General features: G+C 62.8%; 9 protein-coding genes and 1 tRNA gene. 5 read left to right on the forward strand and 5 right to left on the reverse strand.

Annotated elements, in window-relative coordinates; all coding sequences use genetic code 11:
- Positions 1 to 66 precede the first annotated feature (66 nt).
- Complete coding sequence (locus AC1DLV_RS13895; RefSeq protein ID WP_476781378.1) at positions 67 to 378, forward strand: hypothetical protein; 312 nt, start codon at positions 67 to 69, stop codon at positions 376 to 378.
- Between the two features lie 644 nt (positions 379 to 1,022).
- On the opposite strand, the gene AC1DLV_RS13900 is transcribed toward AC1DLV_RS13895, so the two are convergent.
- Both AC1DLV_RS13900 and AC1DLV_RS13905 read right to left on the reverse strand, forming a co-directional pair.
- A tRNA-His gene (locus tag AC1DLV_RS13900) sits at positions 1,023 to 1,099 on the reverse strand.
- Between the two features lie 253 nt (positions 1,100 to 1,352).
- Complete coding sequence (locus AC1DLV_RS13905; protein ID WP_476802063.1) at positions 1,353 to 1,811, reverse strand: phasin; 459 nt, start codon at positions 1,809 to 1,811, stop codon at positions 1,353 to 1,355.
- Between the two features lie 241 nt (positions 1,812 to 2,052).
- On the opposite strand from AC1DLV_RS13905, the gene AC1DLV_RS13910 reads away from it, so the two are divergent.
- From AC1DLV_RS13910 to AC1DLV_RS13920, 3 genes are all read left to right on the forward strand, one after another.
- The gene (locus AC1DLV_RS13910) at positions 2,053 to 5,745 is read left to right on the forward strand and encodes a PAS domain S-box protein (protein WP_476802064.1); all 3,693 of its coding nucleotides are present in this window, start codon (positions 2,053 to 2,055) and stop codon (positions 5,743 to 5,745) included.
- A gap of 249 nt (positions 5,746 to 5,994) precedes the next feature.
- Positions 5,995 to 7,041 carry a Fe(3+) ABC transporter substrate-binding protein gene (locus AC1DLV_RS13915; protein ID WP_476802065.1) on the forward strand — a complete coding sequence of 349 codons (1,047 nt, stop codon included), beginning with the start codon at positions 5,995 to 5,997 and terminating at the stop codon, positions 7,039 to 7,041.
- Between the two features lie 75 nt (positions 7,042 to 7,116).
- Positions 7,117 to 8,838 carry an ABC transporter permease gene (locus tag AC1DLV_RS13920; protein WP_476802066.1) on the forward strand — a complete coding sequence of 574 codons (1,722 nt, stop codon included), beginning with the start codon at positions 7,117 to 7,119 and terminating at the stop codon, positions 8,836 to 8,838.
- Positions 8,839 to 9,094: 256 nt separating this feature from the next.
- Here the strand turns inward: AC1DLV_RS13920 and AC1DLV_RS13925 are convergent, their stop codons facing one another.
- Positions 9,095 to 11,053 carry an acetoacetate--CoA ligase gene (locus AC1DLV_RS13925; RefSeq protein WP_476802067.1) on the reverse strand — a complete coding sequence of 653 codons (1,959 nt, stop codon included), beginning with the start codon at positions 11,051 to 11,053 and terminating at the stop codon, positions 9,095 to 9,097.
- Between the two features lie 183 nt (positions 11,054 to 11,236).
- Here AC1DLV_RS13925 and AC1DLV_RS13930 point away from each other — a divergent pair, with 183 nt between their 5' ends.
- Complete coding sequence (locus AC1DLV_RS13930) at positions 11,237 to 13,093, forward strand: AsmA family protein (RefSeq protein ID WP_476802068.1); 1,857 nt, start codon at positions 11,237 to 11,239, stop codon at positions 13,091 to 13,093.
- Positions 13,094 to 13,095: 2 nt separating this feature from the next.
- Here the strand turns inward: AC1DLV_RS13930 and xseA are convergent, their stop codons facing one another.
- Entirely contained in the window at positions 13,096 to 14,661 is a 1,566-nt protein-coding gene (xseA, locus tag AC1DLV_RS13935) for an exodeoxyribonuclease VII large subunit (RefSeq protein WP_476802069.1), read from the reverse strand.
- 56 nt (positions 14,662 to 14,717) lie between these two features.
- Positions 14,718 to 15,674 carry a LysR substrate-binding domain-containing protein gene (locus AC1DLV_RS13940; protein WP_476802070.1) on the reverse strand — a complete coding sequence of 319 codons (957 nt, stop codon included), beginning with the start codon at positions 15,672 to 15,674 and terminating at the stop codon, positions 14,718 to 14,720.
- Positions 15,675 to 15,708 lie beyond the last annotated feature (34 nt).

The following is a 15,708-nucleotide window of genomic DNA, read 5'->3' on the forward strand; positions in this document are numbered from 1 at the left end:
TATGCCACTGGATAAGCCAAAGTCGCCATGATAGCGTCGTGGCGATAATCTTGAGGAGTAGGGTACATGACACGTTTTATGGCTACGGCCGCAGTTTTGTCTTTCGTCGCATTGGCCGCAGCGGCCTGTAACACCCCGCAGGAACGTGCCTTGGGCGGCGGTGCCGTTGGCGCAGCCGGTGGCGCACTCGTTGGCCAGGCCATCGGCGGCAACACCGGCGCGACTGTCGCGGGCGCGGTCATCGGCGGTCTCGCCGGCGCCATGATCGGTGCTGGCACGGCTCCGGGCCAATGCCGCTACCAGCAGTTGGATAGCCGCGGCCGTCCGATGTACGACCGCAACGGCAATCCCATGAGCTACGAGGCTCCTTGCCGCTAACACCACCCCGCCAGTTCTGACTAACTGTCCTTTGGGGGACAAAAACGGCGCGCTTCGACCGAAGTGCGCCGTTTTGCATTGATGCCTGTCTGAGTGGGCAGATTGCAGTTCCGACACCAGAAGCTGGGTCGAGGCTCCTTCAAACGTGTGATTCGCGCATACCCCCGACGAGGTGTTAAGCTGCCTTTGTTGTCTGGTGCGTTCACCCAGCGCATTTGCCGGCAACAAAATGCGTGAGTGGGGCCTCTACCCCAGCCCCCAAAGCCCGAGAGGCTCCACTCGCCGTCTCCTTGGCGCCCCATCAGCGATCAACAAACCGTGCGTCGATAGCGCTGCGCTGGGACAGGTGGTAAATTGGGCTGTTGCGGGGCATGGGGCTGGCGCAACTGGTGGGAGGGAGCCCACGGCTTTGCTTGAGCGGCGCTCTCCCACCGCAACTTCACGACATCTCAGCCACCGGTACCGATGCATGATCGTCGGCTAGCCATTGGCCCTGGCGATTCGGCCAACCCTGCTGCGATGCATGTCGCTTGGCCGTCGCCAGCAGCAATCTCTGGAAATCGATTTGCAACACAGTGCGGCACGGAAATCGCCTCGCCGATTGGCGGTGGCTAACTATGTGTCCGATTTTGTTGGAAGAAAAATGGTACGGTTGGGTGGGCTCGAACCACCGACCTCCGGATCCACAATCCGGCGCTCTAACCAACTGAGCTACAACCGCGTACCTGTTGGTGCGGCGTCAATACGGACTCTTCGAACGCATTTCAAGAGCTTTGCGCATAATCCACTGCGGCGATTTGCGCTGCCTGTGGGAAGTCGTTGATTTCAGGCGTTTCGGCACCGCGAAAAAAGAAAAAGGCCGGCGGGAGGAGCCGGCCTTTTCCTGTAATGACCAGCGGGAGGAGGTGCTGGCCGCTTCGCCCGACAGGCAGAGGGAGGAGGAACCGCCCGCCGGGTATCTGCTTCAGGCGCTATCAAGCGGCCTTGAGGTCTTTCAGTGCCTTTTCGAAAGCGGTCTTGACCGGCTTCGAAACGTCTTCGGCGGCCTTCGAGGCAACTGCCTGGAATTCCTTGGCCTGCTCGACGGTCTGCTCGACGCGGCCGCGCAGATAAGAGGTCTGCAACTCGATGACTTCCGACAGCGTCTTGGCGCCGGCCAGAGCTTCGAGATGCGAGAAACCGGCCTCGGCATTGGTGCGGAGCGCGGCAATCGCCTTGAGCGACAGCTCGTTGGTCACGCTGCGGGCGGTCTCGTAGCTTGTCTCGATGGTCTTCTGCGCCTCTTCGGCACCGCTCTTGAGCTTGGTGTAAGCTTCCTTGGACTGCTCGACGCCCTTTTCGGCGAAGACGCGGAACTGGTCGGAGGCCTTGGAAACGTCAAAGCTCGGCATTTCAATGGTATCTGCGAATTCTGCGGTCTTGGTCTTGGACATTGTCTCACCCTGTGGACTGGACGGGGTGTTGTCACCCGTCTCGTTTATTCGCATGCTCCATATAGGGCATTTTATGGTGCATTGCAATATCCATGTTGCAGTGCACCATTTTGATCCGCTGGGGTTAACCACGTGGCGAGAATAATGCCGCTATGGTGCACCTGTTTGCTAGACCTGGGCGATGACGGCTTTTATTAACAAAGCATTAATTACGAGAATGCGTGCCTTGCGGGTTATGTGAATGCCGTCAGCAGCCTATTCCTTTATCGACGTCGCGGTGGTCGATCGTGTCAGGCAGCGTTTCGCTGCGGGCGACGCTATCGTCGTTCTGTCGGTCGATCTTGAGCAGGTGCTCTGGGCCAATGGTCCCGGTGCTGCCGTGCTCGGCTATGACGACATCGATGCGGTGATCGGAGCGCCCGCGCGTCTGGGTATGGCCGCCCGCCGCCAGATCGCCGCCACCTCCGGATTCCCCGAGATCGGCCGCGACCGATCGATCATGGTTCGCGTGGCATCCGGCATGACCAGCAGCGCTGTCGCCTTCGCGGCAAGCTCGGTTCGGCTGCCTGATGGCGCAACTGCGATCATGCTTGCGGTGCCGGCAGCTCAAGCCAGCTCGCGCGGTTCAAGGGACATTGCCGCAAACGCCATCAAGGGTTTCACCGAGCCGGGCCATTTTCTCGCCTTTGTCGATGGCGGCGGCGAGATTGAAGCTGCGACCGACGGCTTTGCCGAACTTGGTATTGCCACTTCCACGCTTGCCGGACTGGTCTCATCAGTGGCTCGCGAGCGTGACCGCATCATCAAGCGGGCGATCCCCGCCACTGGCGGCTACCTGCCGGCCGGGCTGGCGCGGTTGAGCGACGATCCGGCGCGGCACCTGCTTGTCGTCGTCGACGAGCGCCTCGAGTCGATGGACGACGCCGACCAGGAGGCGGACGCGCCTTTGGTGATGGCGCCCACTGCGCCCAGCGAGCGCCCCCGTGACGAAGCGTCGGCATCATCGCCAACAACAGTGCATCCTCAGGGGGATGCCGATCACGATCATTGGTATTTCAGCCCCGAGGAACGCGAAAGCCAGGCGGGTGCCACTGTTCGAGCGATGGCTGCCAAGCAGACTGAAACACCTGTTGTATCAGTGGTGACAGAGGTGCCAGCCGATGAGCCGGCTTCCCTCCCTGAACCAGTTGTAGAGCCGGTTGCGGCCTTGAAGCCTGTCGAGGAGCCTGCCGCAGTAGTAGCGGCCGCCGAGGCTTTGCCGACGCAGCCCCAGCAGGCACAGGCAAAACCGCTAACCGACCGCTCGGCCGCGCCGGTTCGCTTCGTCTGGCGCACCGACGCCGAAAGCCGCTTCAGCGCGATTTCGCCCGAATTCGCCGCAGTCGTGGGCGAACATGCCGCCGATGTCGTCGGACGCCGTTTCCAGGATGTGTCGAATACCTTCGAGCTCGACCCATCAGGCGAAATCGCCGGCCTCCTGCAGCGCCGCGACACCTGGTCCGGCCGCTCGGTGCTGTGGCCGGTCGCTGGCTCCGACAAGCGTATTCCCGTCGATCTTGCCGCCTTGCCGGTCTATGGCCGCGACCGCACGTTCGAAGGGTTTCGCGGCTTCGGCGTAGCGCGCCCCGGAGAAGCTGTCCTCGATCATGAGCGCATCGGCCTGGCGCTGGTGCCCAATGGCAAACATGCCGAAGAGGCCGAGCCACAAGTCGCAGACATTGCCGAGCAGCCTTCCGCTGATGAGCCCGCCGCAGTCGAATCGCCCATCACGCAGGCAAGCCTGCCTGATGTCGTGCAACCCGGGGCCAAGCAGCCGGAACCCGGGCAGCCGGAAGCCGAAAGTCCGCAACAGCCTGTCGAGGAGGTTCCTGTCGGGACCGAGGGGCTGGCAGATCCTTTTGCCGGTGAAGTGCCAGCGCTCGAGGTCGGACCCACGCAGGACCGCCGCTATTCCGACAAGGTGATCCGGCTTGCCGAACATCGGCCGGCAGCGGTGGAAGAGCCTGCCAATGGCAAGGGGCTATCCAGCGTCGAGCGCAGCGCCTTCCGCGAAATCGGCGAGAAGTTGAAGCGAGCAAACGAGATCGTGGCTGCAAGGCAGCAATCGGCGTCCGCAGCGGTCAGCGACGCCCAGGCGGCGGAGACGTCCGACACCGAGAAGAATGGCGAAGCGGCATCGGCCGAGATCGCGGCCTATTCGGAAGCCGCCGCTGCTGAAATCGCCGAGCATGCATCTGTGGCTGCTGAGCCTGAGGCACGTCTGCCGACTTCTGAAACAGCAGAGCCCGCAACGCCTGAGACTGAGTCGGCACCTGTCGAGCAATTGGGGACCGAGAGCGCCGAAATCGTCACACTGTCGTCCGTCCGTCCATCTGATGCCTTCGAACAGGCCGATGTCGAACGCGACGAGCCCGAAAAGCCGCCTCTTCGCACCGAAGACGTCATTCCGTCCTTCGCCGCGGGGCGCGACACCCCTGTCGACGCGCCGATTCTCGAGCAACTGCCGGTGCCGGTACTGATCCATGCCGGCGATGTGCTCCACTACGCTAACGCCGAGTTCCTCGACCTGACGGGATACGCCTCTGTTGACGAGCTGGCGCAGGCCGGTGGCCTCGACGCGCTTTTTGCCGAAAGCTACGGCGACGAACCGGGCTCGGACCATGACCTCAGGTTGAAGACCCGCGACGGCGAGGAGTTTCCGATCGAAGCGGTGCTTCGGTCCGTGCCGTGGCAGGATGGCAAGGCGTTGATGCTGGTCGTGCGCCGCATCAGCGGCGACGACGATATCGAGGATGCTTCCGAGCAGGTGGTCGAACTCGAAGAGCGCCTCGCTGAGATGCGCACCATCATCGACACAGCGACTGACGGCGTCGTCCTTATCGACCGCGATGGCACCATTCGTTCGATCAGCCGGCCTGCGGAAGCTCTATTTGGCTTCGACAGCGACGAGGTTACAGGCAAGCCGTTCTATTCGCTTTTCGCCATCGAGAGCCAGCGCGCCGCGCGCGACTATCTTGTTGGCCTTTCCGACCACGGCGTTGCAAGCGTGCTCAATGATGGCCGCGAGGTGATCGGCCGCGAGTCGCAAGGGCGTTTCATCCCGTTGTTCATGACCATTGGGCGTCTGCCCAACGAGAGCGGCTTTTGCGCCGTGGTTCGCGACATCACCCAGTGGAAGCGCGCTGAGGAAGAACTGACCCAGGCGCGCGCCTTGGCCGAGCGCTCGTCGTCGCAGAAGTCCGATTTCCTCGCCCGTATCAGCCACGAGATCCGCACGCCGCTCAACGCTATCATCGGCTTCTCCGAGCTGATGGTCGATGAGAAGTTCGGCCCCGTCGCCAATGACCGTTACCGCGACTATCTCCGCGACATCAACCGCTCGGGCAATCACGTGCTATCGCTGGTCAATGACCTGCTCGATATCTCGAAGATCGAGGCTGGGCAGCAGGAGATGGACTATGAGGCGGTGTCGCTCAACGACACGCTGGCCGAGACCGTCGCCATGATGCAGCCCCAAGCCAATCGTGAGCGCGTCATCATTCGTTCGAGCTTCGCGTCGCGCCTGCCGGAGATCGTTGCCGACCGGCGCAGCATCCGCCAGATCGCGCTCAATATCCTGTCCAATGCTGTGCGTTACACCCAGGCCGGCGGCCAGGTCATCGTTTCCACCGCCTACGAGACATCCGGCGACATCGTCATGCGGGTACGCGACACCGGCATCGGCATGAGCCAGGCCGAGATCGAACAGGCGCTGAAGCCGTTCAAGCAGATCAATTCGCTGAAGCGCACGCGCGGCGACGGCACTGGCCTCGGCCTGCCGCTGACCAAGGCGATGGTCGAGGCCAATCGCGCCCGCTTTGCCATTGCATCGACGCCGGGCGAGGGCACTCTGGTCGAGGTGACATTCCCCTCGACGCGGGTGCTTGCCGAATAACGCCAGGACGGCAGGGTGCGACATTTTGTGCACATTGGCGTGACCTGCCTCGGCGATTGTTAGAATTTGTTGAACAAGCCATTGAATCCGGTGCGAAACAATCCAGTTTAGAATAATTCTAAACTATTGAAAAGATTGACCTTTAAACTTGACTGGAAGTCTCACAATGACCATAGGGGAGACAGCCTCGAAACCGAGGCTTTGACTTGTTCCTCGAGGGACTTTGACCCCTTTGGCCAGGAGAGAAAAATGAAGATCAACAACGCCCGGTCGGCGATTGCCGGCTACGCTTTTGCGGTTGCGGCGCTCTTCACTACGTCGGCGCTCGCCGATGGTGTCGTCAACATTTACACCTATCGCCAGCCTGACCTGATCAAGCCTGTTCTCGATGCCTTCACGGCCGAAACCGGCATCAAGACCGAAGTGCTGTTCCTCGACAAGGGTCTTGAGGAACGCGTCCTGGCCGAAGGTCAGAACTCGCCCGCCGACGTCATCATGACTGTCGATATCGCTCGTCTCACGTCGGCCAAGGAAAAGGGCGTCACCCAGCCGCTGGTCGATGAAGAGATCAACAAGCTGCTGCCGGCCGAATATCGCGATCCCGAAGGCAACTGGTTCGGTGTGACCAAGCGCGCCCGCGTCATTTATGCCTCGAAGGACCGCGTCAAGGACACGGCCATCACCTATGCTGACCTCGCCGATCCCAAGTGGAAGGGCAAGATCTGCATGCGCTCGGGCCAGCATGACTACAATCTCGCGCTCTTCTCGTCGGCGATCGCCCATTGGGGTCCGGAGAAGACCGAAGAGTGGATGAAGGGCCTCAAGGCCAATCTGGCCAAGAAGCCCGACGGCGGCGATCGTCCGCAGGCTGGCGCCATTGCCGCCGGCGAGTGCGACATTGCCATCGGCAACACCTACTATGTCGGCCTTATGCGCAACAACGAGAAGGACCCCAAGGAAAAGGAATGGGGCAACGCCATCAATGTGCTCTTCCCGACCTGGGAAAACGGCCTGACCCACGTCAATATCTCGGGTGCAGCACTGGCCAAGTACGCGCCGCATCGTGATGATGCCGTCAAGCTGATCCGCTTCCTGGCCAGCCACAAGGCACAGCAGGTCTACGCCGAAAAGAACTACGAATATCCGGTAGAGCCGGGCCTTGAGCCGTCCGAGACGGTCAAGGCCTTCGGTACGCTCAACGCCGACACACTGCCGCTGGTCGACATCGCCAAGGGCCGCAAGGCGGCGTCCGAAATGGTCGATCGCGTCGGTCTCGACGACGGCCCGAACAGCTGATCGGGCGGTCAGATTTCTGAGGAAGAGCCGGGCCGGGCAATCAGCCCGGCTTTTCCGCATTACAAGGAAGTTGCCTTGCCGACGACTGGCGGAGCAAATGGTGGTGTTTCTGGCGTGGCTTTTGCCGCGAACGTCCGAGCCTTGCCCGTCAAACGTCTGCGCCATCCTTTGATCGGCACGCTGGCGCTTGCCGTCGGCATTGTCGTCATCCTGCCGGTGCTGTCGCTCGTCTTCGTTGCGTTTTCGGGCACCGGCGAGGACTGGCCGCATCTGATCGCAAACGTCCTTCCGGGCGCGACGCGTACGACGCTTGCGCTGCTGGCCATGGTGGCCGCACTGACCTCGGTCGCGGGTGTTGCCTGTGCCTGGGCGGTCGTCGCATACGATTTTCCCTTCCGCCGCATCTTGTCATGGGCGCTGGTGCTGCCGCTTGCCGTGCCGCCTTATCTCGCGGCCTACGCCTTCGGCGAATTCTTCCATTACCAAGGGCCGGTGCAGAGCCTGGTCCGTGAAATCTTCGGCTTCCAGACCATCCGCGACTACTGGTTTCCCGACATTCGCTCGACCTGGGGCACAGCCTTTGTGCTCGCTTCGGTGCTCTACCCCTACGTCTATCTCACCACGCGCATCGTCTTCCTCATGCAGGGTCGCAACATCGCCGATGTCGCCCGCACGTTGGGTGCCCGTCCGGCGCGAGTGTTCTGGCGCGTGCTCTTGCCTGTTGCGCGTCCGGCCATCGTTGCCGGCGTTGCTTTGGTATTGATGGAAACGATCAACGATATCGGCGCTGCCGAATATTTCGGCGTCCGCACGCTGACCGTCGCGGTCTACACAACCTGGCTCAACCGTGGCAGCCTGGAAGGCGGAGCGCAGATCGCGCTGCTGATGCTGGTTCTCGTCGTGTTGCTGCTTGTCGCCGAGCAATGGGCGCGAAGGCGCCAGCGCTTTCATGCCGGTCGGGGCACCCATCTCAAGGTTCATCCGCCGAGGGTGGCGCTCAAGGGCTGGACGCGCTTTGCATTGCCGGTTGCCGTACTACTGCCGATCCTCAGCGGCTTCGGCGTGCCGATCGCCATTTTCGGCCAATATGCCTCGCGCCGGCTTGAACAGTTCGCGTCGCCAGATGTGGCGCGCGCATTCCTCAATAGCCTGATGACCGCATCGCTCACCGCCGCCATCACCGTTGCCATCGCGCTGTTTCTGCTGAACGCCCAGCGCCTGTCCAAGACCCGCGCCATGGCCGCTACAGTGCGGCTGGCGTCGGTGGGCTATGCTTTGCCCGGCGGCATTCTAGGCCTCGGTCTGCTCTTTGTGCTCGCGCGCTTCGACAATTCGATCGACGCTTTCGCCCGCGCCTATCTCGGCTTTTCAACCGGGCTTCTGCTCACCGGCTCTGCCGCCGCCGTCATTCTTGCCTGCACCATCCGCTTCGTCGCGCTTGCCGAAGGTGCTGTGCGCTCCGGCATGGAAAAGCTGCCCGGCAGCCTCGACGAGGCGGCGCGCAGCCTGGGCAAGACACCGGCGCAAAGTGCCACAAGCGTGCTGCTGCCGCTGCTCAAGCCGGCCATCCTCACCGCTGCCGTGCTGGTCTTCGTCGATACCGTCAAGGAACTGTCGGCGACGATCCTGCTCAGGCCCTTCGGCTTCAGCACGCTTGCCACCCATGTCTACGAAAACGCCTCGCGCGGCGTACCGGAGGAGGGGGCAGTCGCTGCGATCGTCATCATCATCACGGCGATGGTGCCGGTGGTGCTGCTTTCCGGTGCGCTGGTACGCGACGCCGAGGCCTCGCTCTAAATTCTCGCCACTTCAGCCAAAGAAAAAGGCGCCTGATCGGGCGCCTTAAAGGAGATGCTGTTTCAACGGGGACTTGAGCAAACGGCTATCCTCGAAGGCGAGGAAAGGGATTTCTCCCTCAAGTTAGGCACGAATATCGGCCCCGAACATTAACAGCTCCTTACCTGGATAATGAAAAGTTTACGAAAGTGTACCACTCCTGAAGTCTAGGTAAATTTACACTTCACCTTTCGTTAAGCATACGGGCGCCATGCGCTCATTTTTGCAGTGCTGGAATGTCGCGATAAAGCTCCAGTGCCTCGGGATTGGCGAGCGCTTCCTTGTTCTTGACGGCGCGGTGGTGGACGATGTCGCGGACGGCAAGTTCGGTGATCTTGCCGGATTTAGTGCGCGGGATGTCTGTGACGGAGACGATGCGCGCCGGCACGTGGCGCGGGCTGGCGCCGATCTTGATCTTGGCACGGATGCGCTTCTCTAGCCCCTCGTCGAGAGTGATGTTGGGCGCCAGGCGCACAAACAGCACGACCCGGACGTCGTCGTCCCAGTCCTGGCCGATGCAGATCGCCTCGGCAATCTCGTCCATCTGCTCGACCTGGTTGTAGATCTCGGCGGTACCGATGCGCACTCCGCCTGGATTGAGCGTCGCATCGGACCGGCCATGGATGATCATGCCGCCATGAACAGTCCATTCGGCGAAGTCGCCATGGCACCAGACATTGTCGAAACGCTCGAAATAGGCGGCGTGGTATTTTTTCCCGTCCAAGTCGTTCCAGAAGCCGATCGGCATCGCCGGGAAGGCTTTGGTACAGACGAGTTCGCCTTTCTCCTGGCGCACCGGCTTGCCGTTGTCGTCCCAGACGTCGACGGCGAGGCCGAGGCCAGCACCCTGGATCTCGCCCGACCACACTGGTTCGGTCGGCACGCCGAGCACAAAGCACGAAACGATGTCGGTGCCGCCCGAAATCGAGGCGAGATGGACGTCCTTCTTGATGCCTTCATAGACGAAGGCAAAACCTTCCGGCGACAAGGGCGAGCCGGTCGACGAGATGGTGCGGACCGTGGAAAGATCGTGGCTGTCGATCGGCCTCAAGCCGGCCTTGCGCACGGAATCGATGAATTTCGCCGAGGTGCCGAAATAGGTCATGCCCTCGGCCTGGGCGAAGTCGAACAGCACATTGCCGTCGGGGTGGAAAGGCGAGCCGTCATAGAGCAACAACGTCGCTTCCGAGGCCAGGCCCGACACCAGCCAGTTCCACATCATCCAGCCGCAGGTGGTGAAGTAGAAGAAGCGGTCGCCGGATTTCAGCCCGGCATGCAGGCGTTGTTCCTTGAGATGCTGGATGAGCGTGCCGCCGGCCGAATGCACGATGCATTTGGGGATGCCGGTCGTGCCTGACGAAAACAGGATGTAGAGCGGGTGCGAAAACGGCAGGGGCTCAAACGTCACCGGCTTTGCCACGAACGGCGCCAGCGCATCGTCCAGCGCCTCAGCCTTGGCAATGCCTGACGCCACCTGCGTGGCATCGCCGAGATAGTCGACCACCAGCACCTTGGCGGCACTTGGCAGCCGCTTTGCCACGGCCGCGACCTTCTCGCTGACATCGATGCGTTTTGTGGCATACCAGTAGCCGTCAGGCACGATGAACAGTTTCGGTTCGATCTGGCCAAAGCGGTCGAGCACGCCTTGTTCGCCGAAATCGGGCGAGCACGACGACCACACCGCCCCGATCGAGGCCGCTGCCAGCATGGCTGCGACAGTCTCGGGCATGTTGGGCATCATCGCCGCGATCCGGTCGCCCTGTTTGACGCCGAGCGAAACGAACAGCTGCTGCAGCCGCGACACCAGTGCTGAAAGCTCGTCCCAGCTCAGCCGCCGCTCGACCTTGTCTTCGCCGCGGAAGACGATCGCCTCGCGGCTGCCCGAACCACGCAACAGGTTCTCCGCGAAATTCAGCTTCGCATCGGGGAAGAACGCCGCACCCGGCATCTTGTCGGCATCGACCAGCACGCGGCTGCCCTTTTGCCCGATGACCCCGCAGAAATCCCAGACCAGGTCCCAGAACGCCGCGCGCTCAGCGATCGACCAGGCGTGCAGATCGGCAAAACTGGAGAATTTTCGGCCGGCGCGTTGGCTCGCCTGAGCCATGAACGCCATCAACGGCGCCGCAGCTACCTGCGCGGACGAGGGCGTCCAGAGCGGCGTTTCAACAGTCATCGGCATCTCTCCCAGAACCGTGCATGGTTATGCATGTCGCATTGCAGCAGATCAAGGTAATGTCGAATTAAGCCATTGCGCTGTGCGCAAACGTCATCGCCAGGCCACAAAGACTTGAAATGGCGCGTGTCTCGGTTACACCCAATTCCCATATCCGCGCAGCACGGGCAGCATAAGGGCAACATGCCATCACCACTGTTCAGGCGCAGCATCTGGGCGATCGTCGGCATTGCCGTCTTGATCGCCATCGCTGTTGCGGCATTGCCGTTCATCGCCTCCACCCAGATCGTCAAGGACCGCATCGCTTTCGAGATGAGCGCGTGGAGCGGATTTCGCGTCTCGATCGACGGCGCCCCCGACATCGAAATCTGGCCGGTCTTCCGGGCCACCCTCACCGACGTGACCTTGACGGACTGGGAGGACGCGGGAGGCTCGCCGGTGATAGAGGCCGAGCGTGTCGACATCGAACTGTCCGCGCTCTCAGCCTTGAGCGGCAATGTCGATTTCTCCGATGCGCATTTCATCAGGCCGACGCTTCGCCTCAAGCGCCTGGCAAATGGCGCTCTTGAGATTCCCCAATCGCGCGGCGGGCGTCTCAGTCGGGCGATCGAAAGCGCCCGGGCCACCGTCGCCGCCAACCCGGCCGAACCGGATCTGAGCACCTTGTCATCCGACCAGTTCGGCACGGTTGAGTTTATCGACGGCCGTGTCGTGGCTGTCGCGGCCGAGGGCGAGGCCGACCTTTTGAGCGACCTCACCGGCAAGGCAAGCCTGCCGGCGCTCAACAAGGCTGGAAAGCTGACGGCCAGCGGGGTCTGGCGCGGCGAACAAGTGGCGATCGAGCTGTCCTCGCCGCGCCCGCTGGTGCTGTTCGCCGGCGGCACCGCACCTGTCATTGCTTCGGTGAAATCAGCGCCGGTGGAGGCGTCCTTCGACGGCACGATAAGCATGGCTGCCGACATGCATGTCGAAGGTCAGGCCAAGCTGTCGGCACCTTCGCTCAGGCGGATGCTCGAATGGTCGCAGCCCGGCGTCCTTCCGGGCAGCCCAATCGGCTCGATCTCGCTCGCCTCCAAGGTCACCGGAGATCTGTCGCGCCTCAAGATAGAGAACGCCCAGGTCACGCTCGACGGCAATCCCGGCATGGGCATCCTGGACGTGTCGCTGGCCGGCCCGGTGCCGTCGATTTCGGGCACGCTTGCCTTCGACACGCTCGACCTGATGGCCTTCGCCTCGTCCTTCGCGCCGATGGCGCCGACGAATAATCCAGGCACGTCCCAGATCGACACGAGCTTCGCCGACCGCATCAATCTCGATCTCCGGCTCTCGGCAACCAAGGCGACGGCCGGCTCCATCGCACTCGCCGAGGTCGCGGCAACCGCGCAGGTCAAGGGCGGCCTGGCCGCATTCGACATTTCCGACGCCGAAGCCTTCGGTGGCAATGTCCAGGCCAGCATCCGCTTCGATCGCAAGGCCGGCGGCACGCAGGCCGAGATGCGGCTTCTGGCATCCGACATCGATGGTGGCGCCTTTGGTGCCGCTGCGGGCATGAGCCATATCGTGCCGATCGGCCGTGGCACCGTGTCTGTGATCCTCAATGGACCGGGCCTGAGCTGGAATGCACTGCTTGAGAATGCCAACGGTTCGGTGGCTGCCACTTTCGGCGTCGGCGCCATTGCCGGGATCGACCTTCAGGCGTTCCTGAAACGCACCTCGCAAGGCGGCTTCTTCTCGCTGGATGAAGTCAAGGGTGGCACTGTGCCCGTTGATGGCGTCGAGCTCAAGGCGACGATCGCCAACGGGGTTGCCAAGATCGACAAGGCCGAGGCACGGACTGCCACCAACCGCATCTGGCTGACCGGCATCGTGCCTTATGTCGGGCGCGGGCTGGCCCTGTCGGGGGCCATCGAGGCGAAGGACCCCGCGACCACGGCTACCCCTGAAACGCGGCCGACGGCCTTCTTCGTTGGGGGCTCGTGGAGCGCACCGTTCGTTTCGCCGCTTGTCCCGCCTGTGCTTTCCAAGCCAGTGGGCGACTAACCCTAAAACAGGCTGCCCTGGTTGCCGGGTTCCTTGACCTTGGCGACGGGCTTGGCCAACGGCTTGGGCTTGGCGTCGCCACTGGTGGCGATGGCATTCGCTGTTCCATCGGCAAACTCGATCGACAATGAAGCGCCCGTGGCGATGTCGGCGGCACGCTTGAGCACCGCACCATCGGCATCGCGCACCAGGGCAAAGCCGCGCGCCAGAACCGCCTTGTGCGACAGCGTTGCCATCAGCCGGTCAGCCTGGGAAAGTCCGGTCCTCGCCCGTTCGAGCCTGCGCCCGATCGCAAGCGTTCCGCGCCGTTCCAGTGCGGCGAGCTGTTGGCCATAGACCTCTTGCCGCCGAACCAGCGGCTCCGGCGAAAGCCGACCTTGGGTGCGATCGAAACGGATGCGCTTTTCGCGCACCATGGCCCGTAGCGCTGCGTCGGCGCGCAACATGTCGCGGTCGAGATGTCGCCGCGTCTCACCGATCCGCCGCGCCAAGGTGGCTGGCGACAGGCGCACTGCGGAAAGCCGCGCGCGCTTGCGCTCGGTGGCAACCATCAGCGCCCGGCCAAGCCGGCTTGTCGCTTCGTCGAAGCGCCGGCGCGGCAGCGCCAGAAGCTGGTCGGGCGTCGGCAGGGCGCGGGCGGCTGCCCGCACAGCCTGGCTGCGCCGGTCGATCATGCGTGAGACAGCACCGCGCAGCCGTGCGCCAAGATTGGCAAGTGTCGCCTCAAGCTCGGCTTTGACGGGCACCGCAAGCTCGGCAGCACCGGTGGGCGTCGGCGCGCGCCTGTCGGCGGCAAGATCGATGAGCGTCCAGTCGGTCTCATGGCCAACGGCTGAAATGACCGGGATGTGGGAAGCGGCAACCGCTCGGATCAGCGCCTCGTCGTTGAAGCCCCAGAGGTCTTCGAGGCTGCCGCCACCGCGCGCCACGATCAAAAGGTCGGGCTGCGGGATCGCACCGCCATCGGCGAGCGCGTTGAAGCCGTTGACGGCGGCGGCCACTTCCGCGCCTGAGGTCTCGCCCTGCACGCGTACCGGCCAGACCAGCACATGCAGCGGAAAGCGATCCTTGATGCGATGGATGATGTCGCGGATGACGGCACCGGTCGGCGAGGTCACCACGCCGATCACCAGCGGCATGAACGGCAAGAGCTGCTTGCGGCTGTCGTCGAACAGGCCCTCGGCTGCAAGCTTGCGCTTGCGCTCCTCCAGCAATGCCATCAGCGCGCCGGCGCCCGCAGGCTCCAGACTTTCGATGACGATCTGGTATTTCGATGAACCGGGATAGGTCGTCAGCTTGCCGGTGGCGATCACCTCCATCCCTTCTTCGGGGCGGAATTTCAGCCGGCTCATCGTGCCTTTCCACACCACGGCTTCGATGCGGGCGCGGTCGTCCTTCAGCGAGAAATAGGCATGGCCCGACGAATGCGGCCCACGATAACCTGATATTTCGCCGCGCACCCGCACATTGCCGAAAGCGTCCTCGACGGTACGCTTCAGCGCGCCGGAGATCTCGCTGACGGTGTATTCGGCAGCGTTGGTGCGTGATTCGGTGGCAAGTTCGTTCATGGCGCGATTGAGGGCCGGGTAGCCCCCCTCGTCAAGCTTTGCCGCTCAGTTGTCGCCTACCATCCCGGCATGATGTGGTTCGGCCTGAGCCGGCGCCCACGTGTGGCCGCGAGGGCGGCGAAATCGAACGTGCCGGTTTCTTCGGTCGTCGGCACCGAGATGTTGTCGAGGCTTTCCGAGATGTGGCGGGCAAGCGCATCGACGATGTCAGGCCGGCTGGTATGGCCACGCATGATGCCGATCCGGCAGTCGGGCAGGGGCCTGAACCCGTCAGCTTCGCCAAGCACGCGCATGCCCGGCCGCAATGCGCATTCGGCCAGCACCGAAACGGCGAGCCCTGAAAGAACCGCTGCGGCAATGACCGTCGCCGACCAGCTGGTGAACAGCACGCGGTACTGGCGCCCCGACGCATCGAGCATCTCGGTTGCCGTCCGCCGCCACTGGCAGTTCGGCCTGCCGAAGGCCATGGGCAGGATTTTTTCCTCATGCACCATGTGGCTCGACGACGACACCCAAAGCAGAGGTTCATTGCGCACGATCTCGGCTGGCCTGGTGTCCTCGCATTGCGTCACCAGCGCGATGTCGAGATTGCCGCGGCGGATCTGGTCGGCGAGATTGACCGTGGGTTCGCACAGGACCGAGAGCTCGACGCGCGGGTTGGAGCGCGAAAACCGCGCCATGATCTCGGGCAGGAAGCGGTCGGCATAATCGTCCGGCACGCCGATGCGGATCGTGCCTTCCAGCGCCCGATCGTCGAAAGCGGCCAGCGTTTCGCGGTTGAGGTGCAAAAGCCGCCTGGCATAGGTCAGGAGCCGTTCGCCATCCTCGGTCAGCTTGTTCATGCGCCCTTCCTTCTCGAACAGCGCCTTGCCGATGCGGTCCTCGAGACGGCGCATCTGCATCGACACGGCCGACTGCGTGCGATGCACCTCGTCGGCGGCACGCGTGAAGCTGCCGGTGTCGACGATGGAGATGAAGGTGTGAAGCTGGTCAAGATCGAGCGGAGCGGCCATCGTCGTTTCCATCATGAACATTGATAGTAAAGAT

The organism is Aminobacter sp. 01T433 (genome assembly GCF_056398585.1).